This window comes from Mesorhizobium sp. B2-4-2 (assembly GCF_006442845.1).
In the GTDB taxonomy this organism is placed as follows: domain Bacteria; phylum Pseudomonadota; class Alphaproteobacteria; order Rhizobiales; family Rhizobiaceae; genus Mesorhizobium.
Map to the genome: position 1 here is coordinate 425,460 of NZ_VFVM01000001.1, position 24,432 is coordinate 449,891.

The window sequence follows — 24,432 nt, forward strand, 5'->3', positions numbered from 1 at the left end:
CAGACTGGCCACGAGGCGGCTTCAAACCCTTGTGCCGCCGACCGTCATCTGGTCCATCCTGAGGTGCGGCTGGCCGACGCCGACCGGCACGCCCTGTCCAGCCTTGCCGCACATACCGATGCCGTTGTCGAGCTTCATGTCATTGCCGATCATCGAAACGCGGTGCATGGCGTCGGGCCCGTTACCGATCAGCATGGCGCCCTTGATCGGTTGCGTCACCTTGCCGTTCTCGATCATGTAGGCTTCGGTGCAGCCGAACACGAACTTTCCGGAGGTGATGTCGACCTGGCCGCCGCCGAAGGAGACGGCATAGATGCCGTTCCTGACCGAGGCGATGATCTCGTCCGGCTCCATGTCGCCCGATGTCATGTAGGTGTTGGTCATGCGCGGCATCGGCTGGTGCGCGTAGCCCTCGCGCCTTCCGTTGCCGGTGGCCCGCATGCCCATCAGCCGGGCGTTCTGGCGGTCCTGCATGTAACCGACCAGCTTGCCGTCCTCGATCAGCACGTTGCGCGCCGAAGGCGTGCCTTCATCGTCGACGGTGAGCGACCCGCGTCGTTCCGCGATCGTGCCGTCATCGACGACGGTGACGCCCTTTGCCGCCACCTGCTGGCCCATCAGGCCGGCGAAAGCGGATGTCTTCTTGCGGTTGAAGTCGCCTTCCAGCCCGTGGCCGACGGCCTCGTGCAGCATGACGCCGGGCCAGCCGCTGGAGAGCACGATGTCGAAAGTGCCGGCCGGCGCCGGTACGGCTTCGAGATTGACCAGCGCCTGACGCAGCGCCTCCTTGGCGGCGTGCTTCCAGCTGTCCTCGACGAGGAAGTCGCCGAACGCCTTGCGTCCGCCCATGCCGTAGGAGCCGCTTTCCTGGCGGTCGCCGTCGCCGACCACCACCGACACGTTCACCCTGACCAGCGGCCGGATGTCGCGCACCACCTGGCCGTCGGCGCGCACGATCTCGACATGCTGCCAGGACGAGGTCAGCGATGCCGAGACCTGGCGCACGCGCGGATCCTCGGCGCGCAGCCATGCGTCGACTTCCTGCAACAGCTTCGCCTTGGCCTCGAAGGAAGGGGAGGGGATCGGGTTCTCATCGCCATAGAGATGGCGGTTGGTGCGGGCGGGCGCGGCGGCAAGCGTTCCGGAATAACCGCCCTTAACGGTCGAGACGGCGTCAGCCGCGCGTCGCAGCGAAGCCTCGGACAGGTCGCTGGAGTGGGCATAGCCGCTGGCTTCGCCGGCAACCGCGCGTAGGCCGAAACCCTGGTCGGTGTTGAAATTGGCCGTCTTCAGCCGACCGTTGTCGAACATCAGCGCTTCGCTCTCGCTGTATTCGACGAACAACTCGCCATCGTCGGCGCCGTTGATGGTCTCTGCGACGATCTCCTTGACGCGATCGTCGGAAATATCGAATTGGCCGATAAGGCTGTTCATGGCGTATGTCCGTGGATGAATGGTTATATCCGGGATGTAGGCGCGAAGCCGCGCCCAGACAATCGCCAATCGTCATTCAAATGCAGGGCGGCGGCGTCCCGGATCTATCCCAGGTCCGGAAAACCTATCGTTGATCGGCAGCTCCCGGGTCGAGGCGCGGGAGTCTACGGCAGGGCCGCAAATCCGTCAGCAAAACCCTTGAGGTCCACCGGGATGCCGATGCCTTCTTCTGGCGTCTGGAAGACGATGAACGTGGCCGACGTGCCGGTCTTCAGCGTATCGAGCAGCGGCTTCTCGAGAATGACCTCAGCGTAGCAGCCGTCCTGGAAGCAGCGCACGAAATAAGCGCGGCCGATATCCTTGCCGTCGACATTGAGGCCGAGCCCGTTGGGCAAGAGCACGCCGAGCGGCGCCAGCACGCGCAGGATCTCCGCCTTGTTGTCGGCGGTGCGCAGCACCACGACCGACAGCCCCATCTCGGGGCGGTCCTCGGCGACGACGTTCTGCATCATCACGCATTGTTCGGACGTGGCGCCGGCCGGCGTGTCGCAGATGATCGACCACGCGCCATGGGTCGAGCGCACCGTGCCGCTCGGCTGGGCCGCGTTGGCCTGGCCGGCGGCCGACAAGCCGGCGACGAACAAGGCGGCGAGAAAGATGACCTTCGCCAAGGGGCTCGAAAGCCCAAATCCCGACAGCCAAGAGTTCATGACGGCTCCATTGCGAATCACGGCACTTTAAGCCGCGCCAAAGCCAAGTAAAGGACGAGACAGCGGCCGAGCCGCCACGAAAATGCCCATGCGGCGCTTTTCCTAGCCAATTTCGCCCGAATTACGACGCCAGGCGCGCCGGCCGGCAGGAAGCAGCCGATCCGTTGAACATAGCCGATTCGCCATGGCGGCCGCCGCCTTCAAAGATGCATTCCGGCTTGCGCGCAAAAATGCCGCACGGTTTCCTCCGCTCCTTTCTTGCGGAGGGAAAAAGAGTATGGTTTGAACCAGCTTGAGACAGTCGGGATTCCCGTCCCGGCATTGTTCGTTATTCTCGTGGACACAGCCGCGAGGAACTGGGAGACGAAGAGGGCGATGAGAAATTTCCTGGCAAACGCCAAGCTTCCAGCAAGTGCCAAGTTTCTAAGCGCTTGTGCCGTTACCACGTTTTTCGCCGGCACGGCCGCCCATGCCGATCAGCCCGTCGAGTGGGAGACGACCTTCCAGGCGCCGGCAACCGACATGATGCGCCAGATCGAGTGGTTCGGAAACTACACGATGTGGTTCATCATCCCGATCACCGCCCTAGTATTGGTCCTTCTGATCTACTGCATCGTGAAATTCCGCGCGAGCGCCAACCCGGTTCCGTCCAAGACCAGCCACAACACGCTGATCGAGGTGATCTGGACTGTCGGCCCCGTCGTCGTCCTGCTCTGCCTCGCCATCCCCTCGTTCCAGCTCTTGACCGCGCAGTACACGCCGCCGGAAGAAGCCAAGCTCACCGTCAAGGCGACGGGCAACCAGTGGAACTGGGATTACGAATACCAGACCGACAACACGCTCTCGTTCAACTCGGCGATCCTCCAGGATGGCGACCGTGCCGCCGCCGGCAAGGAAGATCGCAAGGTCTATCCGCGCCTGCTTGCCGTCGACAACGAGATGGTGGTGCCCGTCCACACGATGACCCGGGTGCTCGTCACCGCGACCGACGTGATCCATTCCTTCGCCATGCCGTCCTTCGGCATCAAGATCGATGCCATTCCCGGCCGCACCAACGAGACCTGGTTCAAGGCGGAGAAGGAAGGCCTCTACTACGGCCAGTGCTCGCAGCTCTGCGGCAAGGACCATGCCTTCATGCCGATCGCCATCCGCGTCGTCTCCGACGCGCAGTTCAAGACCTGGCTGGCTGCGGCCAAGACCGATCTGCCCGGCGCCAACAAGACGCTGATGGCCGAGGTCGATGGCCAGAACAAGGTAGCGGCCGCCGGCAACTGATGCCGCGGGTTAGCAAGATTTAGGGAACGGAGCGGAACATGGCAGACGCTGCAGCTCACGACGGGCACGACCACAAGCCTTATCATGGTTGGGTGCGCTGGGTTTATTCGACCAACCACAAGGACATCGGTACGCTCTACCTGATCTTCGCGATCATGGCCGGCATCATCGGCGGCGCGCTGTCGGTCGCCATCCGCATGGAGTTGCAGGAGCCTGGCATCCAGATCTTCAGCGGTCTGGCGCAGATGGTCTACGGCATGAACGGTGACGCCGCGATCGACGGCGGCAAGAGCATGTACAACGCCTTCGCCACAGCGCACGCGCTGATCATGATCTTCTTCATGGTCATGCCGGCCCTGATCGGCGGTTTTGCCAACTGGATGGTGCCGATCATGATCGGCGCCCCGGACATGGCGTTCCCGCGCATGAACAACATCTCGTTCTGGCTGCTGCCGCCGGCTTTCATCCTGCTGCTTATCTCGATGTTCGTGCCGAGCGCGCCTGGCGCCTACGGCGTCGGCGGCGGCTGGACGCTCTATCCGCCGCTTTCGACCTCCGGTCAGCCCGGTCCGGCCATGGATCTGGCGATCCTGTCGATTCACATCGCCGGCGCGTCCTCGATCCTGGGTGCCATCAACTTCATCACCACCATCTTCAACATGCGCGCGCCAGGCATGACGCTGCACAAGATGCCGCTGTTTGCTTGGTCGGTGCTGGTCACCGCATTCCTGCTGCTGTTGTCGCTTCCGGTCCTTGCCGGCGGCATCACCATGCTGCTTACCGACCGCAATTTCGGCACGACCTTTTTCGCTCCCGATGGCGGCGGCGATCCGCTGCTGTTCCAGCACCTGTTCTGGTTCTTCGGCCATCCGGAAGTGTATATCCTGATCCTGCCGGGCTTCGGCATCATCAGCCATATCGTCTCCACCTTCTCGCGCAAGCCGGTGTTCGGCTATCTCGGCATGGCCTACGCCATGGTCGCGATCGGCGCGGTCGGCTTCATCGTCTGGGCGCACCACATGTACACGACCGGCCTGTCGCTCGACACGCAGCGCTACTTCGTCTTCGCCACCATGGTCATCGCGGTGCCGACGGGCGTGAAGATCTTCTCCTGGATCGCGACGATGTGGGGCGGATCGATATCGTTCAAGCCGCCGATGCTGTGGGCGCTGGGCTTCATCTTCCTGTTCACGATCGGTGGTGTTACCGGGGTTCAGCTGGCCAATGCCGGTCTCGACCGGTCGCTGCACGACACCTATTTCGTGATCGCGCACTTCCATTACGTGCTGTCGCTGGGGGCGGTGTTCGCCATCTTCGCCGGCTGGTACTACTGGTTCCCGAAGATGACCGGCTACATGTATTCGCCCGTCATCGCCAACACCCATTTCTGGGTCATGTTCGTCGGCGTCAACCTTGTCTTCTTCCCGCAGCACTTCCTCGGCCTTGCCGGCATGCCGCGCCGCACCATCGACTATCCGGACGCGTTTGCGGGCTGGAACATGGTGTCGTCCTACGGTTCGTACATTTCGGCCGTCGGCGTGGTGATCTTCCTCTATGGCGTGTTCGAAGCCTTCCAGAAGAAGCGGATCGCTGGCGCCAATCCATGGGGCGAGGGCGCAACGACGCTGGAATGGCAGCTGCCGTCGCCGCCGCCGTTCCACCAATGGGAGCAGCTGCCGAAGATCAAATAAGGCGGCAGCCCGGAATCGAAACCGCCGGCCTGCCGGCGGTTTCGGCCAAACGGAATATGGATTTGAGTACGCATGGCCCTTGTCGACGAAACCAGCATTGACGAAGCGGGCTTCCGCATGTCGGAAGCGACGGCGGGTGATTTCTTCGCCCTCCTGAAGCCGCGCGTCATGTCGCTGGTGGTGTTCACCGCCTTTGTCGGACTGGTCGCGGCACCCGTGACCATCAATCCGCTGCTGGCGGTGATCGCGATCCTGGCTATTGCCATCGGGGCTGGTGCCTCCGGCGCGCTCAATATGTGGTACGATGCCGATATCGACGCGGTGATGACACGCACCGCCACCCGCCCGGTGCCGGCCGGCCGCATCCAGCCCCACGAGGCGTTGAGCTTTGGGTTGGTGCTTTCGGTTTTGTCGGTGATGACGCTCGGCGTGCTGGTCAACTGGCTGTCGGCGGCGCTGCTGGCCTTCACCATCTTCTTCTATGCCGTCGTCTACACAATGTGGCTGAAGCGCTGGACGCCGCAGAACATCGTCATCGGCGGTGCTGCCGGCGCCATTCCGCCCGTGATCGGCTGGGCCGCGGTGACCGGCACGGTCAGCCTGGAGAGCGTCGTCCTGTTCCTCATCATCTTCCTGTGGACGCCGCCGCATTTCTGGGCGCTGGCGCTGTTCAAGTCGCAGGATTATGAACGCGCCGGCATCCCGATGATGCCCAATGTCGCCGGCCCGGCGTCGACCCGCCGTCAGATCTTCGCCTATGCTCTGGTGCTGGCCCCGGTCGGTGTGCTGCCGTGGCTGCTTGGCTACACCACGCCGTTCTATGGCGTGGCTGCCCTGCTGCTCGGGCTCGGCTTTGTCTGGTATGCGTGGAAAGTGCTTGGCATGTCCGACGACGATCGCGCGATGAAGCCAGCCAAGGCGTTGTTCGGCTATTCGCTGCTCTATCTCTTCGCCATCTTCGCCGTCTATCTCGCCGACAGCGTCGTCGAACGTGCACTTGCGGTGGGTGGAGCATGAGCATGATCGAAGACAAGCTCGAAACGGTCACCTTGACCGAACGCCAGCGGAAGGCCCGGCGCAACCGCTCGGTCGCCATCGGCGTAGCCTTGGCCGTGCTGGTCGTTATCTTCTATATCGCGACGATCGTGAAGTTCGGTCATAACCTCTCTGGCACGATGTGAGGCGGGAGATGGGTGTCGACACGAGCGCCAAACCGGCCGGGCACAACAGCAACCGCCTTGTTGCGGCCGTCTGCGTTGCCTTCTTCACCGGCATGATCGGCATGGCCTATGCCGCGGTGCCGCTGTACAAGATGTTCTGCCAGGCGACAGGCTATGGCGGCACGACGCAACGCGTCGAGAAGCAGTATGCCGGCCGCGTGCTCGATCGCGAGATCACCGTCCGCTTCGACGCCAATATCGCCGGCGTGCCGTGGGATTTCCAGCCGGTCCAGCGCTCGATGACCATGAAGATCGGCGAGACGGTGCAGGCGCACTATCAGGCGACCAACAAGTTCGATCGCCCCATCACCGGCCGCGCCACCTTCAATGTCCAGCCTGAACTGGCGGGTCCCTATTTCAACAAGGTCGAATGCTTCTGCTTCACCGACACCACGCTGAAGCCCGGCGAAACGCTTGACATGCCGGTCCTGTTCTACGTGGACCCCGATATCGTCAACGTGCCGGAACTGAAGGACGTGAAGACGATCACCCTGTCCTACACGATGTTTCCGGTCGAGAAGAACAAGCCGGTCGCATCGTCAGAGCCGGTCCAGGGCAACAGCAAGACAATTTCAAATACCGAAGGAAATCTCGGGGGTTGATATGGCAGACGCGCACGCAAAACATCACGACTATCATCTCGTCGACCCGAGCCCGTGGCCTTTCCTGGGATCGATAGGGGCGCTCGTCACCGCCTTTGGCGGCGTTTGCCTCATGGAATACCTGAAGGGCGGCTCGTTCCCGATCTTCGGCTTCAACATCGCCAATCCGTGGCTGTTCTTCATCGGCCTCGCGATCGTCCTCTACACCATGTTCGCCTGGTGGTCGGACACGATCAAGGAAGCGCATGAGGGCCATCACACGCGGGTCGTGTCGTTGCATCTGCGCTATGGCATGATCATGTTCATCGCCTCCGAGGTGATGTTCTTCGTCGCTTGGTTCTGGGCCTATTTCGATGCCAGCCTGTTTCCGAGCGAAGCCCACCAATATGCCCGCACCGCGTTCACCGGCGGTGTCTGGCCGCCGAAGGGCATGGAGGTTCTCGATCCTTTCCACCTGCCGCTCTATAACACCGTGATCCTGCTGTTGTCGGGCACCACGGTCACCTGGGCGCACCACTCCCTTATCCACGGCGATCGCAAGGGGCTGATCAACGGGCTGGTGCTGACCGTCGGCCTCGGCATGCTGTTCACCATGGTGCAGGCCTACGAGTACATGCATGCTCCGTTCGCCTTCAAGGATTCCATCTACGGCGCCACCTTCTTCATGGCGACCGGCTTCCACGGCTTCCATGTCATCATCGGCACCATCTTCTTGGCCGTCTGCCTGATCCGGGCCATGAAGGGCGATTTCACGCCCAAGCAGCATTTCGGTTTCGAGGCTGCCGCATGGTACTGGCATTTCGTCGACGTGGTCTGGTTGTTCCTGTTCGCCTCGATCTATGTCTGGGGATCGGTCGGCGCGGTAATCGAAGCCCACTGATACCGGTCTGATGACTTTGAAGGGGCGGCTGCGGCAACGTGGCCGCCCTTCTTCTTTTCGGTCCAATGCGATCCGGGCGGTTGCGAGGGCGCACAGTGTCGATGCCGGCGGTATGATCATGATCCACGGCCAGCCGAACGGATTCGGCGGCTGCTTCAATTGGTCGGCTGGACCGACGGCGGCATTGCCGTTACGGACTCCGGCATGGACGAAGTCTGGGCGGTGGTGATCGATGGAACACCCATCAGGATTGAGCGGTAAGCAATGAGCGACGACAAGGCGATCTGGCCTCCGATCGACCCTATTTCCGCGGGCTTGCATGGACGCTGCCCGCGCTGCGGCGAGGGGCGGCTGTTTTCCGGCTTTCTCACCGTAGGCAAACGCTGCACCAATTGCGGTCTTGATTATTCCTATGCCGATGCCGGCGACGGGCCCGCGGTTTTCGTCATCCTGATCATCGGCTTCATCATCGTCGGCCTGGCGCTCTGGGTCGAAGTGACGCTGAGCCCGCCGCTCTGGCTGCATCTGCTGGTCTGGATCCCGCTGGCGCTGGTGCTGTGCCTGACGGCGCTCCGGCTGATCAAGGGGGTGCTGCTTACGCTGCAGTACCGCAACAAGGCGGCCGAGGGCCGGCTGGATCGCGGCGAATGACCGACATGTCCGCCAAGGGCGGTCGTTCGCGGCCAGGATCGGTATTGCTGCTTGGCATTGGCCTCGTCCTGCTCCTGATCCTGCTGGCGCTCGGCACCTGGCAGGTCCAGCGCCTGCACTGGAAGGAAGGTCTTATCCAGACCATCGACCAGCGCACCCACTCGCCGCCGCTCCCGCTGGCCGAGGTGGAGAAACAATTCGCCTCGACTGGGGACGTCGACTACACGCCGGTGACGGTGACCGGCACGTTCCTGCATTCCGGCGAGCGGCATTTCTACGCAACATGGGAAGGCGAAGCCGGCTTCAACGTCTACACGCCGCTGGCCCTCGACGATGGCCGCTTCGTCCTGATCAATCGCGGTTTCGTGCCATACGATCTGAAGGATGCCGCCAAGCGCGCCAAGGGACAGGTCGCGGGCAAGGTCACGGTCACCGGCCTCGCTCGCAATCCGCTGCCGGCAAAGCCGTCGATGATGCTTCCCGACAACGACGTGGCGAAGAACATCTTTTACTGGAAGGACCGTGACGTGATGGCGGCGAGCGCTGGCTTGCCGGCGAGCGCCAAGCTGGTGCCAATCTTCATCGACGCCGACAAGACGCCGAATCCGGGCGGTTTGCCCATCGGCGGTGTCACCATCATCGACCTGCCGAACAGCCATCTGCAATATGCCGTGACCTGGTATGGGCTTGCCGCGGCACTTGCCGCCGTTCTCATCCTGCGGCTTCGCAGGCCAGCGAAAGAGGAATGAGCGCGACCGACCCGCTTGAAGGGCCATCGCCCTTGACAGGACGGGGGTAGGCACCTCATTTCGGCTCTGATCAAACGGCCCGGATTCATGCTTCAGACCACGACAAAGCCTTCTCTGACGATCCGCCTCTGCCAGCCGCGCGGTTTTTGCGCCGGCGTCGACCGTGCTATCCAGATCGTCGTGCTGGCGCTGAAGAAATATGGCGCGCCGGTCTATGTCCGCCATGAGATCGTGCACAACCGCTATGTCGTCGAGGGTCTGCAAAGCCTTGGCGCCGTCTTTATCGAGGAACTTTCCGAGATTCCGGCCGAACATCGGCAGTCGCCGGTCGTCTTTTCCGCGCATGGCGTGCCGAAGTCGGTACCGGCGGATGCCCAGGCGCGCAATTTGTTCTATCTCGACGCCACCTGTCCGCTGGTCTCCAAGGTCCACAAGCAAGCGATGCGCCACCAGCGGCTCGGCCGCCACGTGCTCCTGATCGGCCATGCCGGACATCCCGAGGTGATCGGCACGATGGGACAATTGCCGGAGGGTGCGGTAACGCTGATCGAGACCGAAGCCGATGCCGCGAGGCTTGCGCCGGCGGACCCGAAGGCGCTCGGCTTCGTCACCCAGACCACGCTATCGGTCGAGGACACGGCCGGCATCATCCGCGCGCTGCAGGACCGCTTTCCCGACCTGAAGGCGCCGGCGGCGGAATCGATCTGCTATGCCACCACGAACCGTCAGGAAGCGGTCAAGGATACAGCCGCGGGGGCCGATCTCTACCTGATCGTCGGCGCGCCCAATTCCTCCAATTCGCGGCGTCTTGTCGAAGTGGCTGAGCGTGCGGGGGCTGCGATGTCGCTTCTCGTGCAGCGCGCCGCCGAGATTCCGTGGGATGACATCGGCGACATCTCGACGCTCGGTCTGTCGGCGGGGGCATCCGCCCCGGAGATCATCGTCGACGAGATCATCGATGCGTTCCGCCAGCGCTTCGATGTCACGATCGACCTGGCCATCACGGCCACCGAAACGGAGGATTTTCCCGTCATGCGGGTACTGCGCGATGTCGAACTGACGGCGGCCGACATGGCTTTCGTCAACGGGGCGCCGTAAGGCACATGGCGGTCTACACCGACGTTGCGGAAGGCGAACTCGGCGCATTCCTGAAGCACTACCCAGTCGGCGATCTCCTGTCCTACAAGGGCATCGCGGAGGGCACCGAGAACTCGAATTTTTTGCTGCACACCTCCAGCGGCTCCTACATCCTGACGCTCTATGAAAGACGGGTCGAAAAGGCGGATCTGCCGTTTTTCCTCGGGTTGATGGGTCATCTCGCCAAAAAGGGCGTGTCCTGCCCGCTGCCGGTAACCGCGCATGACGGCAGCGTCATCGGCACGCTGGCGGGCCGGCCGGCCGTCATCATCACTTTCCTCGAGGGTCTCTCGCTCCGGCGACCGACATCCATCCATTGCGCCGAGGTCGGCAAGGCGCTGGCCTCCCTGCACCTGGCCGGTGCCGACTTTCCGATGATCCGCCCCAATGCGCTCGCAATCGACGGCTGGCGCAAGCTCTGGTCGGCAGCTCGCGACCGTGCCGATGAGGTCGAGCCGGGCCTTGCGGCCGAAGTCGACGCCGACTTCGCCGACTTCGAGCGGAATTGGCCGAAGGGTCTCCCGGAAGGCATCATCCACGCCGATCTTTTCCCGGACAATGTGTTCTTTCTCGGCGAGAAGCTCTCCGGCTTGATTGATTTTTATTTCGCTTGCAACGACCTCTACGCCTATGACGTCGCCACATGCCTGAACGCCTGGTGTTTCGAGAAGGATTTTTCCTTCAATCTCACCAAGGGCAAGGCGCTGCTTGCCGGCTACCAAGGTGTGCGGCCTCTGAGCAATCAGGAAAAGGCGGCACTTCCGATGCTGGCACGGGGCTCGGCGCTGCGTTTCATGCTGACCCGGCTGTATGACTGGCTGACCGTTCCCGGTGGCGGGCTGGTAATGAAACGCGATCCGACCGAATACATCAGGAGAATGCGGTTTCATCGGACGATCAAATCTGCTTCGGAATATGGGCTGGCATGAGCAAACACGTTGAGATATTCACCGATGGCGCCTGTTCGGGCAATCCCGGCCCGGGCGGCTGGGGCGCGATCCTGCGCTTCAACGGCGCCACCAAGGAACTATCGGGTGGCGAGGCCGAGACGACCAACAACCGCATGGAATTGCTTGCCGCCATCTCGGCGCTGAACGCGCTCAAGGAACCTTGCACGGTCGATCTTCACACCGACAGCAAATATGTCATGGACGGCATTTCAAAGTGGATCCATGGCTGGAAGAAGAACGGCTGGAAGACCGCCGACAAGAAGCCGGTCAAGAATGGTGAGCTCTGGCAGGCGCTGGATGAAGCCAATCGGCGTCACAAGGTCACCTGGATCTGGGTCAAGGGCCATGCCGGCCATACCGAGAACGAACGCGCCGACGAACTTGCTCGTGAGGGCATGGCGCCGTTCAAGAAGGGCGCGGTCAAGCTTGTTGCTGCCCCAGCGAAGCCGGTCGCGCAGTCCAAGCAGCCGGCGATGGTAAAGGTGCGGCGCTCGACCCAAAGCTATTGAATTCCGGGGCGGCACCATCCCCAGGCTGGGATCTCTGTCATGCCGATCCTCCACTATGTGATGCATCCCCAGGTTCAGGTGGACGCCAAGATTCCGGTACCGGGATGGGCCTGTCCGATGTTGGACGCGCGAGAGCGATTGCAATGCTGGCTGCTTTGACCAACGTCCAGTGGGCGTACGCATAGAGCCCATAACGTTGCAGTTGCTCCGGGATAGGAGTAATATTTGCTACCAAAGAGCAATGAAGGAAGCCGGCGTGGCGAACGTGGAAAAAATGAGCATTGCGGTGACGCCGCAGCAGGCAGCCGTCATGCGAGAGGCGGTGGAAGCGGGCGAGTATGCCACTGCAAGCGAGATTGTGCGGGAAGCAGTGCGAGATTGGCTGGCCAAACGTGAACTGCGGCATGACGATATCCAACGGCTGAGACAGCTGTGGGATGAAGGCAAGGCAAGCGGAAGACCCGAGCCTGTGGATTTCGACGAGCTGCGAAAGGAAGCTCGGCGAAAGCTGACGGACGTCTCGCTGAATGGCCGTTAGGCTAGTCTGGTCACCCGCAGCTAGAGCGGACCTCATCGACATCTACATGGTGATCGGCAGCGAAAACATACGGGCGGCCGATCGTTATTATGATCGGCTGGAAGCGCGAGCCATGCAGCTGGCAGACCAGCCGCGCATGGGAGTTAGACGACTGGACATCAGGTCGTCCGCACGAATGCTGGTGGAGACGCCGTTTTTACTGCTCTACGAAACGATTCCGGACACCGACGATGGCCCTGTTGAGCAGGTTGAAATCGTCCGGGTTGTTGATGGGCGGCGAGATTTGAACCGCTTGTTTTAGCCATTCAGCGGATCAACAGCGCCGTGCCCCAAAGCCCGAGGGCGAACACGGTGTGTGACACCAGGTTCAGCGCCCGTACCTTCATCGGGTTGGGCCGCTTCGACGCTGCCCAGCCCGCGCCCATGCCGGGCGCCAGCAGGAACCAGCCGGCGCCGACTGTGACCATGCCAAGGATGAAAGCCGGCAGGAAAATCGGCGCGACAAGCCAGCCCGCTCCGGCCCCCACGACAAGGATGATGCCGTAGACGATGCCGACAACATAGTGAAAGGCCCAGCCCAAAGCCGATTCGTGTACATAGGGCGTCGCATCGCCAATATCGTCGTGAAAGACTTTTTCCCGTAAATGCCAGACCCAGCGGCCAACGGGGGCCCAGTTCGGCCGTGCTTGACCGAACATCTTGTAGAGAAGAAAGGCCCAGATATCCATCAGCAGCGTGGCGCCGACGCCGATCGCCACGCTACGCCAGACGATGTCGAACGTCATGGTCAGAGCAGTTCGAGGATATTGGCGGCGCCGGATTCATCGACGCCGGGCTTGGTCTCGACATTGAGGGCGGTGACCTTGCCGTCATCGACGATCATTGAAAACCGCTTCGACCGAAGACCCATGCCTCCGCCGGAGAAGTCGGCGTCGAGGCCGATCGCCTTGGCGAAGTCGCCATTGCCGTCGGCGAGGAACAGGATCTTGCCTTCACCGCCGGTGAAGCGTGCCCAGGCGCCCATGACATGGACGTCGTTGACCGAAACCACGGCGACCGTATCGACACCGCGCGCCAGGATGGCGTCGCGGTTCTCCAGGTAGCCGGGCAAATGATTGTTGCTGCAGGTCGGCGTGAAGGCGCCAGGCACAGCAAACAGCACGACCTTCTTTCCCGCAAAAATCTCGGCCGTCGTGATCGGCTTGGGACCGTCGGCAGTCATCGTCTTGAACGTCGTATCGGGCAGTCTGTCGCCAGCGGAAATGGTCATGAGTTCCTCGCTTGGGAGAATGGGGAAGGACGTAGCCTTGGGTAGCGAACTATGCGGTTTCCCGCAACCATCGCGGAGGGCTGGATCAAGGGAAAGGCAAGAGCCCTTCGACCGCGCCTGCCGAACTCGTCAGTGTATAGTGAAGTCCGCCATCCGTGGGGGTCGTCGATGGCCGGTCGAGGATCGGCACAGTGAAGACCAGCTTGCCGTCCTTCTGGCTGCGCGCCGGCGAACCGAACATGTAGTCGCGGTCTCCTGCGACGAAGAAGTCAGCCGCTTCCGGATCGCCGGGAAAGCTCGCCTCCACAACCAGCGTTTCATGGTCGCCCGGCAGCACGTTGATGCCGAAGTCGGATCTTGCCGGCGCGGGCAAGGCGGCGAAGCTCCCCTTGACCAGCTCCGCGTCCTCGGCATTGTCCGGGTCGGAGCCGGGGTCGACGGTCAGCCGCGTCTGCACAGGGATGCATATCGTCTCGCAAATGCCGAGGAAAATGTCGGCGTCGATGACGGACGGATCCTTCGCGGCCGACAGCGTGAACGTCACCGGCAGCGAGACCGGATAGTCGTAGCCCGCCCATTTGCCGTAGCCGTCGTCATGACGCTTCGGCGCCGGGAAGGAAAGGCTGGCATCGGAAATGTTGGTGCTGGCCGAGATATCGAGTTGCGGCGGCACGCCCGCGTCGCCCGGGTCGCGCCAATAAGTCTTCCAGCCAGGCTTGAGCGCTATGTCGAGAACGCCCCGGATGCGGCCGGCATCGTCGGGCTTGCCGCTCGTCACCAGCCGTACCTTGCCGCCTTCGCTGTTGTACCAGGCGGACGAAGAGGCCGCGGCTGGGAGTGTGATCGCCGATCCGATAACGGCGCCGAGCAACAGGATTTTCAAGCTTTGCATGGTGATGATTTGATCGTCCGTTCATGGCCGTGCAATGATTTCATGGTCTTGCCGGTATCATATTTGCGTGACCTTTGCCGCAGGTAATGATCGGCCGGCGGCACGGGCTTGGTCGAAAACCGGCGCGGTACATCTTTTCGGCGCCCGGGAAACGCGTTACCCTCTGATTATGGACTTGTTGCGCCACAAGAAGACAGCCGCCGGCAGCGGCTTTCTCGACGATCAGTTCCTCATTGCCATGCCTGGCATGAAGGACGACCGTTTCACGCGCTCGGTCATCTATATCTGCGCCCACAGCGATGAGGGCGCGATGGGCCTGATCATCAACCAGACGCAGCAGATGCTCTTTCCGGACCTTTTGGTGCAACTTGGCATCATGAACGAGCACGAGGCGATCCGGTTGCCCGCCCGTACCCGTGATTTCGTCGTTCGCAATGGCGGGCCCGTCGACCGAAGCCGCGGCTTCGTGCTGCATACGGGCGATTACCGGGTGGAGTCTTCGTTGACCGTTTCCGACGATGTCTGCCTGACCGCGACCGTCGACATATTGCGCGCCATATCGTCGGGCCGGGGACCCCGTCACGCGCTGATGGCGCTGGGCTATTCGGGTTGGGGCGCCGGCCAGTTGGAAACCGAGATAGCCGAAAACGGCTGGCTGACTTGTCCGGCCACTCCGGAGCTTCTGTTCGATACCGACATCGAGCGCAAATACGACCGGATTCTCGCCTCGATCGGCATCGACCTCGCGCATTTGAGTGTAGCGGCCGGCCACGCCTGAGCTCCAGCGGCGTGAAAGCCAACTACGCCTGCGTCAGCGGATACTGTTCCTTCAGCGTCTTCAGCACCTGATCCCCGGGCATCGGGGCGCCGAACATGAAGCTCTGCACATATTCGCAGCCCATCTGGCGCAGCTCCAGCGCGTCGCGCTCGTCCGAAATGCCTTCGGCGACCACCGACAGGCCGAGCTCATGCGCCATGCTGACCATGGATTTGAGCAGCACGGCGCGTTTGGGCGTGCTGTCGTCCACGAAACTCTTGTCGATCTTGATCGTGTCGAAGGGAAAGCGCGTCAGGTAGGCCAGCGAAGAATAGCCGGTACCGAAATCGTCCAGCGACAGGCCGATGCCGAGCTGCTTCAGCTTGGTCAGCACATGGGCAGTCTGCTCGGGATTGTCCATAACCAGCGATTCCGTGAGCTCGAGCCGGAAGCAGCGCGGCTTCAGATTGGCTCGCGCAATCACGGAGCGGACGTCGCTGACCAGGTCGCGGCGGATGAGCTGGCGGCTGGAAAGGTTGACCGAAACCGACAGCGGCGCGTCGCCGATCTGCTTTTGCCATGCCGCCAGATCCTCGGCGGCTTGCTGCATGGCGAACAGCCCAAGCTGTACGATCAGCCCGCAGCTTTCGGCGACCGGAATGAAATCCGCCGGCGGGATCATGCCGCGGCGCGGATGGTCCCAGCGCAGCAATGCCTCGAAGCCGGCGACGCTGCCGTCTTCCAGCCGAACGATCGGCTGGTAGGCAAGCGTGAATTCGCGCCGTTCGATGGCACGGCGCAGGTCGGATTCGAACTGCAGCCGATCGGTGCCGACGGTGCGGAAGGCCGGGCGGAACGGTTCGATCCTGTCGCCGCCGAAGCGTTTGGCCTGATGCATGGCAAGCTCGGCGTCCTTGACCATGTCCTCGGCCGAGGTCTGCGCCGAGGTCCAGGTGATCAGCCCGATCGAGGCGGTCAGCACGATCTCGCGCTTGGCAAAGGTGATCGGGGCGTTGATGGCATGCTTGATGGCGTCCGCCACCGCCGCGATGCGGGCCGGGTCCTGCTCGGAAAGCAGCATCAAGGCGAACTGGTCGCCGGCGAAGCGTGACAGCGAGTCCTTCGGCTTCAAGAGCCGGTGCAGGCGTCGCGCGATGGTGAGCAGGATGGTGTCGCCGGCCGAGATGCCGAGCCCGTCATTGACCTGCTTGAAGCGGTCGATGTCGATGACGAAGACGGTCGGGCGCACCTTCTCTTCGGTCCGTGCGATCGAGATGATCGCCTCGAGCCGGTTCATGAACAATTCGCGATTGGGCAGGCCGGTGAGGTTGTCGTGCACCGCGTCGTGCAGCAGCCTCTCCTCGGATTTTTTCTGCTCGGTGACGTCAACCATGGTGCCGACACAGCGGATGACCTCACCGTCCGATCCGATAACCGGGCGCGCGCGCAGCGCAAACCAGTGATAGTGGCCGTCGGCGCCGCGCAACCGGAAGTTCTGCGCCACCTTGCCGCGACGGTGCTCGAGCACCACGTCGAGCGTGGTGCGGAACGTGTCGCGGTCATCGACATGCAGCACCGGCAGCCAGTTGCGGGCTGCACCCCCCAGGCTGTTAGGGGCGAGGCCGAGCTGGATGCTGACGTCGGGCTTGGTGACGACGCGGTCGCGCAGCACGTCCCAGTCCCACACCGTGTCGCCCGAGCCGGCCACCGCCAGCGCCTGCCGCTCGAGGTCGGAGAACAGACCCTGGTGCAGCGCGCCGCCGGCAAAGGCATGCTGCATGACGGTGAAGCCGATCAGCAGGATGATGAGGATCAGACCGCCGCCAAGCGCCGGCTGGGCGATGTCGTTGTCGAGCATGCCGGTTATCGCCATCCACGATCCGCATAGCCACAACAGCACCATCACCCAACTGGGCACCAGCATGATGGCACGGTCATAGCCGCGTATGCCGAGGAAGATGATCAGGCCGAGCCCGGTCAGCGCGGTGGCGGCGAAGGACAGCCTGGCGATGCCCGCGGCGACCGCCGGGTCGACGATGGCGACGCCGGCGATCAAGAGCAGCCCGAGGATCCAGACCAGCGCCCCATAGCTGAAATGGCCGTGCCATCGGTTGAGGTTGAGATAGGCGAACAGGAACACCACGAAGGTCGCCGCCAGGGCCACCTCCGTTCCCGCCCGCCACATCTGCTCGTTGCCGGGCGATATCTCGATGATCTTGTTGAGGAAGCCGAAATCGACGCAGATATAGGCAAGCACGGCCCAGGCGAGTGCTGCGGTCGCAGGGAACATGGAGGTTCCCTTGACCACGAACAGGATGGTCAGGAACAGCGCGAGAAGCCCGGCGATGCCGATGACGATGCCGCGGAACAGCGTGTAGGAATTGACTGAGTCCTTGTAGGATTCCGGGTCCCAGAGATAGACCTGCGGCAGCTTGGGCGAGGCGAGTTCGGCGATGAAGGTGATCACCGTCCCCGGGTTCAGCGTCACCCGGAAGACGTCGGCGTCCGGGCTGCTCTGGCGGTCGAGCGCAAAGCCTTCGCTGGGCGTGATGGCGGCGATACGGGTCGAGCCGAGATCCGGCCAGAAGATGCCGGAATTGACCAGTCGGAAATGCGGCGCCACGATCAGCCGGTCGAGCTGCTGGTCGGTGGTATTGGCAAGCGCGAACACGGCCCAGTCGCCGGTGGAACGGGCGTCATTGGCCTCGACCTCGATGCGTCGCACGATGCCGTCGGGTCCGGGCGCGGTTGAAACCTGGAAGTTTTCGCCCTGGTTCCGGTAAATTTCCACGGCGCCGGACAGATCGAGCGCGACATCGTCGCGAGCGATCTTGATCGGTTCGACGGCAAAGGCCGAGGACGCCGCGTACAGCGTCAGGATCGTCGCGAGGACAAAGGCGAACAGCGGCCCGTTGCGCAGGAATTTCGTCAAAAATCAGTCCTTCGTTCCAGCGCCTGGCGGATCGTCCGCGATCCGGGCGTAGAGGTAATGGTCCTGCCAGATGCCATTGATCCTGAGGTAGGATCGCAGAAGTCCTTCGCGCCGGAATCCGGCTTTTTCAAGCACACGGATCGACCTGATATTGTCGGGAATACAGGCCGCTTCGATCCGGTGCAACCTCAGCGTATCGAAGGCGAAGCGGGTCACGACCTTGACGGCGTCGGTCATCAGGCCACGGCCGCCGAAGCGCTCGCCGATCCAGTAGCCGACATGCCCGCTCTGCGAGACCCCGTGGCGTATGTTGCCGAGCGTAATTCCGCCAGCCAACCTGCCGCTCGACTTCTCGAATATGAAGAAGGCGATCGCGGTTCCCTGCGCATAGTCCTCGCGGTAGCGGCTGATGCGCAGCCGCCATGCCGCCCGGTCAAGCTCGTCCGGCGCCCAGCGCGGCTCCCATGGTTCGAGGAATGCCCGGCTCTCGCCGCGCACAGTCGACCACTCCCGGTAGTCATTGGTGAACGGCACGCGCAGCGTCACGCGGTCGCCCTTCAGTGCCGGCAGGTCGCGGCGAAAGAAAGGGAGCGCGAACACGGCGCTTGTGCGGGCTTAGACGGCGAGCTTGCGGGCCGTGGTGGGCGTGCCCGGAAGCGAATCGAGGATCGCTTCGTATGGCGCCAGCGTACCCACAGGCCCTACAGCGGTAAGCGTCGGTTTGGTCGAGAACAGCCGTGACGACAGGTCGGTCAAACGATCGACCGTCAGCGCCGACAGCCGCTCCATCAGTTCCTCCTTGGCGATCGGCCGGCCGAACAAGAGCAGCTGTCGCGCGATCTGCGAGGCGCGGCTGGCCGGGCTTTCCGCCGACATGATCAGACCTGCGCGGTATTGCGCGCGCGCCCGGTCGAGCTCTTCCTGCAGGATGTTCTCGCCGGCCTTCTGCAATTCCTCGATGATGACGGGCACCAGTTCGGCGATGTCGCTCTGCCCGGTCGCGGCATGGACGCCGAATATGCCGGTATCGGAAAAGCCCCAGTGGAAGGCATAGACCGAATAGCACAGGCCACGCTTTTCGCGGACTTCCTGGAACAGCCTGGACGACATGCCGCCGCCGAGGATCATCGACAGCACCTGCGAGGCGTAGAAATCGCGCACATGGTAGGCGCGGCCTTCGAAGCCCAGCACGATCTGCGCGTCCATCAGGTCGCGGTCCTCGCGGAAATCGCCGCCGACATATTGCGCATATTGCGGGATGGTGTTGTCGGCCTTGGTGCGGAAGCCGCCGAGCTGCTTTTCCACTTCGCGCACGAAATTGTCGTGCTTGATGTCGCCGGCGGCCACGATCACCATACGTTCGGCGCCATACTGGCGCTCGATGAAATCGTGCAATTGCTTCGAGGTAAAGGATTTGACGGTTTCCGGCGTGCCCAGAATCGAGCGGCCGATGGTCTGGTGGCGAAAGGCCGTCTCGGTGAACCGGTCGAACACGATGTCATCGGGCGTGTCGTGCGCGGCGCCGATTTCCTGCAGGATCACGTGCTGCTCGCGTTCGAGCTCCTGCGGATCGAATTCCGATTCCTGCAGGATGTCGGCAAGAATGTCGACGGCCAGCGGCACGTCGTCGGAGAGCACCCTGGCATAGTAGGATGTGGTCTCGACGCTGGTGGCGGCGTTGATCTCGCCGCCCACGTCCTCGATCTCCGATGCGATCTCGAAGGCTGTTCGCCGCTTTGTGCCCTTGAACGCCATGTGCTCGAGCAGATGGGCCATGCCATGCTCTTCGTCACGTTCATTGCGGGCACCCGACTTGACCCAGGCACCCAGGGCAACCGATTCGATGCTTGGAAGGGTTTCGGTGGCGACTGTCAGGCCGTTCGACAGACGGCTTACCTCAACACCCATATGGTTCGTACTCCTTAACGCGCCGCTCGCGCACGGCGGCTGACGTAATCTTCCACCATTTTCAGGTCGGATGGAAGTACCGTGTATTTTTCCTCCGATGTCATCAACCCACCTAGCCATGCGGGCAGCGCGGGTGACACGCCGCTGGCGGCCTCGACGGCAGCCGGGAATTTTGCTGGGTGCGCAGTGCCCAGCACCACCATCGGCACGGCATTCGAAGCCTTGCCGGCCGCGACATGCACGGCTGCCGCGGTATGCGGATCAAGCAGGTAGTTGCTGGCCGCGAGCGTCGAGCGGATCGTCGCGGCGACCTCGTCCATATCTGCGCGGCCGGCATCGAATTCGGCTCGCATCCCTGCGATTTCCGTGGCTTCTATGGTGAAGGCGCCGGATTGTTTGAGCCCGGCCATGTAGCGCCGCACAGTCGCCGGGTCGCGGCCCGACGCCTCGAACAGCAGGCGCTCGAAATTCGACGACACCTGAATGTCCATGGAAGGCGAGGTGGTCGCGAACACGCCCTTGGTGCGGTATTCGCCGGTCGCGAAAGTGCGTGCCAGTATGTCGTTGTCGTTGGTGGCGATGACCAGCCGATCGATCGGCAGGCCCATTTTTTTGGCGGCGTAACCGGCAAAGATATCGCCGAAATTCCCTGTGGGCACGGTGAAGGAGACGGGGCGATCGGGCGCGCCGAGCGACAGGGCCGAGGAGAAATAATAGACGATCTGGGCCATGATGCGGGCCCAGTTGATTGAATTCACCCCCGACAGCGAGACACGGTCGCGAAAGCCGTGATCGTTGAACATGTCCTTGAGCATGCCCTGGCAATCGTCGAAATTGCCTTCGATCGCCAAGGCATGCACGTTCTCAGCCTTCGATGTCGTCATCTGCCGTTGCTGCACCGGCGACACGCGGCCATGCGGGAAGAGAATGAAGATGTCGGTGCGGCTGCGCCCGGCGAAGGCGTCTATCGCTGCTCCGCCGGTGTCGCCCGATGTGGCGCCGACGATGGTGGCATGCTGGTTGCGTTCGGCGAGCACATGGTCCATCAGCCGGGCGAGCAACTGCATCGCCACGTCCTTGAAGGCGAGCGTAGGTCCATGGAAGAGTTCGAGGACAAAAGCGTTGGGGCCGGTCTGGACCAGCGGGCAGACAGCCTCGTGGCGGAAGGTGGCATAGGCCTCCCGCACCAGACGCTCGAACACGGGGGCCGGGATTTCGTCGCCAAGGAACGGCGACAGCACCCGGATGGCCAGCTCGGGATAGGCCAGGCCGCGCATGGCGCGGATCTCGGCCATCGAGAATTGCGGCCACTGGCGCGGCACATAGAGCCCGCCGTCGCGTGCCAGGCCTGTCAGGACGGCATCGCAAAACCCAAGCGCGGGCGCCTCGCCGCGGGTACTCACATATTGCATCGTCACAATTCCGTTACTGCCTTGGGTTTTCGACCCACGCAAGGTGGTTAATTTCTACGCTGGCTCAGTCGCATTTTTGCCGCGCGGTTGATATACGTCACCAGCTTTGCGAGAGGGAAGTGCAGTTTCATGGCGTTTCATACATTCAGCGGTCGCTTTTTCGCGGGTCTTGCGCTCACCGGCTTTATGCTTGCCGCCGCCGGCTGCCAATCAGGCGACAACGGTATGCTGAACCTGGGTTTTGGCAAGAAGGACCCGACCGCGCCACCGCCGCCGCAGGACCCCAAGATTCTGGCCAGCCAGTTGAATGCCTATTGCCCGAGGGTGATGCTTCGCGACGGCACGGCATTCTTCAACACCTACGCCAACGAAGCCCGGAAGCCCAGGCCCAAGCTCAAGAAGACCGGCGACGCCGCGCAGGATGCCGCGGCCCAGGCTGCGGCCGATGCTGCCGCTGCTACTCCGCCGGACGATTCGGCGAGGGTCATTTATCAGGCCTCGATCAGCGACGTGACCCGCGATTGCAGCCGCGCCGACGGACAGCTGACGATGAAGATCGCCGTCGCCGGCAAGATCGTGCCGGGACCGAAATTCACGCCCGGCACCATCACCATGCCGATCCGCACCGCGGTAATGCATGGCACTGAGGTGCTTTATTCCCAGATCCACCAATACCAGGTCCAGGTTACCGACCCCTCGGTCGCCACGCAGTTCGTCTTCACCGATTCCAACATCGTCGTGCCGGCGCCGACGGCGCAGGACTATCAGGCCTATGCCGGCTATGATGAAAATGCGCCGAAGGCCGCGACCGACAAATCGAAGAAAAACAGGAAGAAAGCCGCCGCGACCAACTAAATCCGCAGGGGTGCTCGTCGGGGCCTAGCGGACGCTCACACGTCCGCCGACCATTCTGATAGGGCGGCCAGCGTGCCGCTCAGATCCGCCCAGCGGCGGATCACCGTCTCGGCGCCCGCCTCCGTCAGCGCATCGGCATGGCCGGGATAGCTATGGGCGGCGCCCGTGAACCCGATGACACGCATTCCTGCCGACCTTGCGCCGGTCACGCCGTGCACGGAATCCTCGATGACGAAAGTGTTTGCCGGATGGGCGCCGAGCTTTTCGGCGGCGAACAGGAACACGTCCGGAGCCGGTTTGGTTTTTCCGGTCGGCGTCTCCATCGCGGAGAAGATGCGCCCGGCAAAGAATGGCAGCAGATGCACCTTCTCCAGCATGAATTCTATCCGCTCCGAGCGTGAGTTGGAGCAGATGCAACGTTGCGCCGTCACCGAGGCGACCGCTTCGCGCACGCCCTCGATGGCACGAACGTCGCTGCGCAGTTTCCGGTCGACCAGCTCTTCGGCGCGATCGATCAGCGAAACCTGGAACGGGATGTTGGACTTCTCCTCAACCCGCATCAGAATGTCCTTGAACGTCAGCCCCGCATAAGTCTCGGCAATCTCCTCGGCCGAGATTTCGTATCCGGACAAGGTCAGGAGCTCGGCCTCGACGCGCGCGGCGATGATTTCGGAATCGACGAGCACGCCGTCGCAATCGAAGATGACAAGGTCTGGCTGGGGCATGGTGATCCGGGCAATGAGAACGGGCAGGCTTCAGGCGGCGCGGCATACACCAACGGGCACGTCGGCGCAAACCGGCGGCGTCCGATCGCTGCCCTTCACCGAATATTTACGCTGATCGGTAACCATAACCGGGAGTAAACAGTAACGCGTGCCTTGGGTGTAAAAATGTCAGCCGTGCGTCTTGTCGACGAGCTTTCCCATGCTCCCCAGCAATCCGAATGGCTGGACACGATCCTGAAGGGCGACTGCGTCGCGGCGCTCGACCGGCTGCCCGAAAAATGCATCGACGTCATCTTCGCCGATCCACCCTACAATCTGCAGCTCGACGGCGACCTGCACCGGCCCGACCAATCCAAGGTCGATGCGGTGGACGACGACTGGGACCGGTTCGAGAGCTTCGAGGCCTACGATGCCTTCACGCGCGCCTGGCTGCTGGCCGCGCGCCGGGTGTTGAAGCCCAACGGCACCATCTGGGTCATCGGCTCCTATCACAACATCTTCCGGGTCGGCGCCAAGATGCAGGATCTCGGCTTCTGGATCCTCAACGACGTCGTCTGGCGCAAGACCAATCCGATGCCGAATTTTCGCGGTCGCCGCTTCCAGAACGCGCATGAGACGATGATCTGGGCCTCCCGCGACCAGAAGGGCAAGGGCTATACCTTCAACTACGAAGCGTTGAAGGCGTCGAACGACGACATACAGATGCGTTCCGACTGGCTGTTCCCGATCTGCACCGGTGGCGAGCGGCTGAAGAACGACAATGGCGATAAACTGCACCCGACGCAGAAGCCGGAGGCGCTGCTCGCCCGCATCATGATGGCCTCGACCAAGCCGGGCGACGTCGTGCTCGATCCCTTCTTCGGCTCCGGCACGACAGGCGCGGTGGCCAAGCGCCTTGGCAGGCATTTTGTCGGCATAGAGCGCGAGCAGGCCTATATCGACGCCGCCAATGAACGCATCGACGCGGTGCGGCCGCTCGACGGCGCGGACCTGACCGTGCTCACTGGCAAGCGCGCCGAGCCTCGCGTCGCCTTCGTCAGCCTGATCGACACCGGGCTGGTGACGCCCGGTGCTACGCTCTACGACGCCAAGAAGCGCTGGGCGGCCAAGGTTCGCGCCGATGGCACGGTGGCGATCGGCGACAGTGCCGGATCGATCCACAAAATCGGCGCCGAAGTTCAGGGCCTGGATGCCTGCAACGGCTGGACCTTCTGGCACTATGAACGCAGCGGCGGCCTGACCCCGATCGACGAACTGCGTCGCATCGCGCGTCTCGGCATGGAAAGGGCAGGGGGCTGACCCTGCCGATTGCCGCGGCTTTGGCGTTGGTTCAAA

Annotated in this window: 26 protein-coding genes and 1 pseudogene; 17 read left to right on the forward strand and 10 right to left on the reverse strand. The window is 62.7% G+C overall.

Translation table 11 applies throughout. The features are described 5' to 3' along the window. Positions 1-21 precede the first annotated feature (21 nt). Positions 22-1,434 carry a metalloprotease TldD gene (gene tldD, locus FJ942_RS02075; RefSeq protein ID WP_140514821.1) on the reverse strand — a complete coding sequence of 471 codons (1,413 nt, stop codon included), beginning with the start codon at positions 1,432-1,434 and terminating at the stop codon, positions 22-24. Positions 1,435-1,598: 164 nt separating this feature from the next. Further along, positions 1,599-2,144 carry an invasion associated locus B family protein gene (locus FJ942_RS02080; RefSeq protein ID WP_140897148.1) on the reverse strand — a complete coding sequence of 182 codons (546 nt, stop codon included), beginning with the start codon at positions 2,142-2,144 and terminating at the stop codon, positions 1,599-1,601. Between the two features lie 258 nt (positions 2,145-2,402). Here FJ942_RS02080 and coxB point away from each other — a divergent pair, with 258 nt between their 5' ends. The 14 genes and pseudogenes from coxB (at position 2,403) to FJ942_RS02155 (ending at position 12,647) form a co-directional block, all read left to right on the forward strand. Then, positions 2,403-3,419: a cytochrome c oxidase subunit II gene (coxB, locus tag FJ942_RS02085; RefSeq protein WP_181167186.1), complete on the forward strand. Its 1,017-nt coding sequence runs from the start codon at positions 2,403-2,405 to the stop codon at positions 3,417-3,419. A gap of 38 nt (positions 3,420-3,457) precedes the next feature. Continuing rightward, positions 3,458-5,110, forward strand: coding sequence for a cytochrome c oxidase subunit I (gene ctaD / locus FJ942_RS02090; RefSeq protein WP_140494972.1), 1,653 nt, complete (start codon positions 3,458-3,460; stop codon positions 5,108-5,110). A 72-nt stretch (positions 5,111-5,182) separates the two neighbouring features. Further along, the gene (locus tag FJ942_RS02095; RefSeq protein WP_140494970.1) at positions 5,183-6,127 is read left to right on the forward strand and encodes a heme o synthase; all 945 of its coding nucleotides are present in this window, start codon (positions 5,183-5,185) and stop codon (positions 6,125-6,127) included. A gap of 2 nt (positions 6,128-6,129) precedes the next feature. Further along, positions 6,130-6,291, forward strand: coding sequence for a hypothetical protein (locus FJ942_RS02100; protein WP_140494968.1), 162 nt, complete (start codon positions 6,130-6,132; stop codon positions 6,289-6,291). Between the two features lie 8 nt (positions 6,292-6,299). Further along, positions 6,300-6,932: a cytochrome c oxidase assembly protein gene (locus tag FJ942_RS02105; RefSeq protein WP_140494966.1), complete on the forward strand. Its 633-nt coding sequence runs from the start codon at positions 6,300-6,302 to the stop codon at positions 6,930-6,932. A 1-nt stretch (position 6,933) separates the two neighbouring features. Next, positions 6,934-7,812 carry a cytochrome c oxidase subunit 3 gene (locus tag FJ942_RS02110; protein WP_140494964.1) on the forward strand — a complete coding sequence of 293 codons (879 nt, stop codon included), beginning with the start codon at positions 6,934-6,936 and terminating at the stop codon, positions 7,810-7,812. Between the two features lie 76 nt (positions 7,813-7,888). Next, positions 7,889-8,073 (forward strand): annotated as a pseudogene (locus FJ942_RS28750) (L,D-transpeptidase family protein); the annotation flags it as partial. Between the two features lie 3 nt (positions 8,074-8,076). After that, on the forward strand, positions 8,077-8,463 hold the full coding sequence (locus tag FJ942_RS02120; RefSeq protein ID WP_140494962.1) for a DUF983 domain-containing protein: 387 nt from the start codon (positions 8,077-8,079) through the stop codon (positions 8,461-8,463). Then, positions 8,460-9,212 carry an SURF1 family protein gene (locus FJ942_RS02125; protein ID WP_181169779.1) on the forward strand — a complete coding sequence of 251 codons (753 nt, stop codon included), beginning with the start codon at positions 8,460-8,462 and terminating at the stop codon, positions 9,210-9,212. Before FJ942_RS02120 ends, FJ942_RS02125 begins: the two co-directional genes overlap by 4 nt. Before the next feature lie 87 nt (positions 9,213-9,299). Beyond that, entirely contained in the window at positions 9,300-10,310 is a 1,011-nt protein-coding gene (gene ispH / locus FJ942_RS02130; protein WP_140494960.1) for a 4-hydroxy-3-methylbut-2-enyl diphosphate reductase, read from the forward strand. 5 nt (positions 10,311-10,315) lie between these two features. Continuing rightward, positions 10,316-11,278, forward strand: a complete 963-nt coding sequence (locus tag FJ942_RS02135) for a homoserine kinase (protein ID WP_140623526.1) — start codon at positions 10,316-10,318, stop codon at positions 11,276-11,278. Further along, positions 11,275-11,808, forward strand: a complete 534-nt coding sequence (gene rnhA, locus FJ942_RS02140) for a ribonuclease HI (protein WP_140580785.1) — start codon at positions 11,275-11,277, stop codon at positions 11,806-11,808. Before FJ942_RS02135 ends, rnhA begins: the two co-directional genes overlap by 4 nt. 256 nt (positions 11,809-12,064) lie before the next feature. After that, positions 12,065-12,346, forward strand: coding sequence for a type II toxin-antitoxin system ParD family antitoxin (locus FJ942_RS02150; protein ID WP_140580963.1), 282 nt, complete (start codon positions 12,065-12,067; stop codon positions 12,344-12,346). Beyond that, a complete protein-coding gene (locus FJ942_RS02155) occupies positions 12,336-12,647 on the forward strand; it encodes a type II toxin-antitoxin system RelE/ParE family toxin (RefSeq protein WP_140580787.1) in 312 nt (103 codons plus the stop codon). The genes FJ942_RS02150 and FJ942_RS02155 overlap by 11 nt, the downstream gene beginning before the upstream one ends. A 4-nt stretch (positions 12,648-12,651) precedes the next feature. On the opposite strand, the gene FJ942_RS02160 is transcribed toward FJ942_RS02155, so the two are convergent. The 3 genes from FJ942_RS02160 to FJ942_RS02170 all read right to left on the reverse strand — a co-directional run bounded on the left by FJ942_RS02160 (position 12,652) and on the right by FJ942_RS02170 (position 14,508). Then, positions 12,652-13,131: a DUF2938 domain-containing protein gene (locus tag FJ942_RS02160; RefSeq protein ID WP_140878875.1), complete on the reverse strand. Its 480-nt coding sequence runs from the start codon at positions 13,129-13,131 to the stop codon at positions 12,652-12,654. A 2-nt stretch (positions 13,132-13,133) separates the two neighbouring features. Then, positions 13,134-13,616 (reverse strand): peroxiredoxin, encoded by a 483-nt coding sequence (locus FJ942_RS02165; RefSeq protein WP_140897149.1) that lies wholly within the window; start codon positions 13,614-13,616, stop codon positions 13,134-13,136. 85 nt (positions 13,617-13,701) lie between these two features. Then, positions 13,702-14,508: a protein-disulfide reductase DsbD domain-containing protein gene (locus FJ942_RS02170; RefSeq protein WP_140897150.1), complete on the reverse strand. Its 807-nt coding sequence runs from the start codon at positions 14,506-14,508 to the stop codon at positions 13,702-13,704. 169 nt (positions 14,509-14,677) lie between these two features. Between FJ942_RS02170 and FJ942_RS02175 the strand changes: the two genes are divergently transcribed. Then, entirely contained in the window at positions 14,678-15,286 is a 609-nt protein-coding gene (locus FJ942_RS02175; protein WP_140494949.1) for a YqgE/AlgH family protein, read from the forward strand. 22 nt (positions 15,287-15,308) lie between these two features. Here the strand turns inward: FJ942_RS02175 and FJ942_RS02180 are convergent, their stop codons facing one another. Genes FJ942_RS02180 through thrC form a run of 4 tightly spaced genes read right to left on the reverse strand, consistent with a single transcriptional unit; the run spans position 15,309 to position 21,517 of the window. Further along, a complete protein-coding gene (locus FJ942_RS02180; RefSeq protein ID WP_140655766.1) occupies positions 15,309-18,197 on the reverse strand; it encodes an EAL domain-containing protein in 2,889 nt (962 codons plus the stop codon). Between the two features lie 3 nt (positions 18,198-18,200). Further along, positions 18,201-18,797: a GNAT family protein gene (locus tag FJ942_RS02185; protein ID WP_140494945.1), complete on the reverse strand. Its 597-nt coding sequence runs from the start codon at positions 18,795-18,797 to the stop codon at positions 18,201-18,203. 15 nt (positions 18,798-18,812) lie between these two features. Then, positions 18,813-20,105 (reverse strand): pitrilysin family protein, encoded by a 1,293-nt coding sequence (locus FJ942_RS02190; RefSeq protein WP_140494943.1) that lies wholly within the window; start codon positions 20,103-20,105, stop codon positions 18,813-18,815. A gap of 14 nt (positions 20,106-20,119) precedes the next feature. Next, entirely contained in the window at positions 20,120-21,517 is a 1,398-nt protein-coding gene (thrC, locus tag FJ942_RS02195; protein ID WP_140897151.1) for a threonine synthase, read from the reverse strand. A gap of 129 nt (positions 21,518-21,646) precedes the next feature. On the opposite strand from thrC, the gene FJ942_RS02200 reads away from it, so the two are divergent. Continuing rightward, a complete protein-coding gene (locus FJ942_RS02200) occupies positions 21,647-22,372 on the forward strand; it encodes a hypothetical protein (RefSeq protein WP_140494939.1) in 726 nt (241 codons plus the stop codon). 35 nt (positions 22,373-22,407) lie between these two features. On the opposite strand, the gene FJ942_RS02205 is transcribed toward FJ942_RS02200, so the two are convergent. After that, on the reverse strand, positions 22,408-23,097 hold the full coding sequence (locus FJ942_RS02205) for an HAD family phosphatase (RefSeq protein ID WP_140558193.1): 690 nt from the start codon (positions 23,095-23,097) through the stop codon (positions 22,408-22,410). Between the two features lie 165 nt (positions 23,098-23,262). On the opposite strand from FJ942_RS02205, the gene FJ942_RS02210 reads away from it, so the two are divergent. Beyond that, positions 23,263-24,396, forward strand: coding sequence for a site-specific DNA-methyltransferase (locus FJ942_RS02210; protein WP_140558191.1), 1,134 nt, complete (start codon positions 23,263-23,265; stop codon positions 24,394-24,396). Positions 24,397-24,432: the final 36 nt, after the last annotated feature.

Coding starts and splice junctions, on each gene's coding strand:
- FJ942_RS02200 (WP_140494939.1), top strand. CDS start 21,647: ATGGCGTTTCATACATTCAGCGGTCGCTTTTTCGCGGGTCTTGCGCTC.
- rnhA (WP_140580785.1), top strand. CDS start 11,275: ATGAGCAAACACGTTGAGATATTCACCGATGGCGCCTGTTCGGGCAAT.
- ctaD (WP_140494972.1), top strand. CDS start 3,458: ATGGCAGACGCTGCAGCTCACGACGGGCACGACCACAAGCCTTATCAT.
- FJ942_RS02155 (WP_140580787.1), top strand. CDS start 12,336: ATGGCCGTTAGGCTAGTCTGGTCACCCGCAGCTAGAGCGGACCTCATC.
- FJ942_RS02160 (WP_140878875.1), bottom strand. CDS start 13,131: ATGACGTTCGACATCGTCTGGCGTAGCGTGGCGATCGGCGTCGGCGCC.
- FJ942_RS02205 (WP_140558193.1), bottom strand. CDS start 23,097: ATGCCCCAGCCAGACCTTGTCATCTTCGATTGCGACGGCGTGCTCGTC.
- tldD (WP_140514821.1), bottom strand. CDS start 1,434: ATGAACAGCCTTATCGGCCAATTCGATATTTCCGACGATCGCGTCAAG.
- FJ942_RS02120 (WP_140494962.1), top strand. CDS start 8,077: ATGAGCGACGACAAGGCGATCTGGCCTCCGATCGACCCTATTTCCGCG.
- FJ942_RS02105 (WP_140494966.1), top strand. CDS start 6,300: ATGGGTGTCGACACGAGCGCCAAACCGGCCGGGCACAACAGCAACCGC.
- FJ942_RS02175 (WP_140494949.1), top strand. CDS start 14,678: ATGGACTTGTTGCGCCACAAGAAGACAGCCGCCGGCAGCGGCTTTCTC.
- FJ942_RS02190 (WP_140494943.1), bottom strand. CDS start 20,105: ATGGGTGTTGAGGTAAGCCGTCTGTCGAACGGCCTGACAGTCGCCACC.
- FJ942_RS02100 (WP_140494968.1), top strand. CDS start 6,130: ATGATCGAAGACAAGCTCGAAACGGTCACCTTGACCGAACGCCAGCGG.
- FJ942_RS02210 (WP_140558191.1), top strand. CDS start 23,263: ATGTCAGCCGTGCGTCTTGTCGACGAGCTTTCCCATGCTCCCCAGCAA.
- FJ942_RS02110 (WP_140494964.1), top strand. CDS start 6,934: ATGGCAGACGCGCACGCAAAACATCACGACTATCATCTCGTCGACCCG.
- FJ942_RS02135 (WP_140623526.1), top strand. CDS start 10,316: ATGGCGGTCTACACCGACGTTGCGGAAGGCGAACTCGGCGCATTCCTG.
- thrC (WP_140897151.1), bottom strand. CDS start 21,517: ATGCAATATGTGAGTACCCGCGGCGAGGCGCCCGCGCTTGGGTTTTGC.
- FJ942_RS02165 (WP_140897149.1), bottom strand. CDS start 13,616: ATGACCATTTCCGCTGGCGACAGACTGCCCGATACGACGTTCAAGACG.
- FJ942_RS02170 (WP_140897150.1), bottom strand. CDS start 14,508: ATGCAAAGCTTGAAAATCCTGTTGCTCGGCGCCGTTATCGGATCGGCG.
- FJ942_RS02095 (WP_140494970.1), top strand. CDS start 5,183: ATGGCCCTTGTCGACGAAACCAGCATTGACGAAGCGGGCTTCCGCATG.
- ispH (WP_140494960.1), top strand. CDS start 9,300: ATGCTTCAGACCACGACAAAGCCTTCTCTGACGATCCGCCTCTGCCAG.
- FJ942_RS02080 (WP_140897148.1), bottom strand. CDS start 2,144: ATGAACTCTTGGCTGTCGGGATTTGGGCTTTCGAGCCCCTTGGCGAAG.
- FJ942_RS02125 (WP_181169779.1), top strand. CDS start 8,460: ATGACCGACATGTCCGCCAAGGGCGGTCGTTCGCGGCCAGGATCGGTA.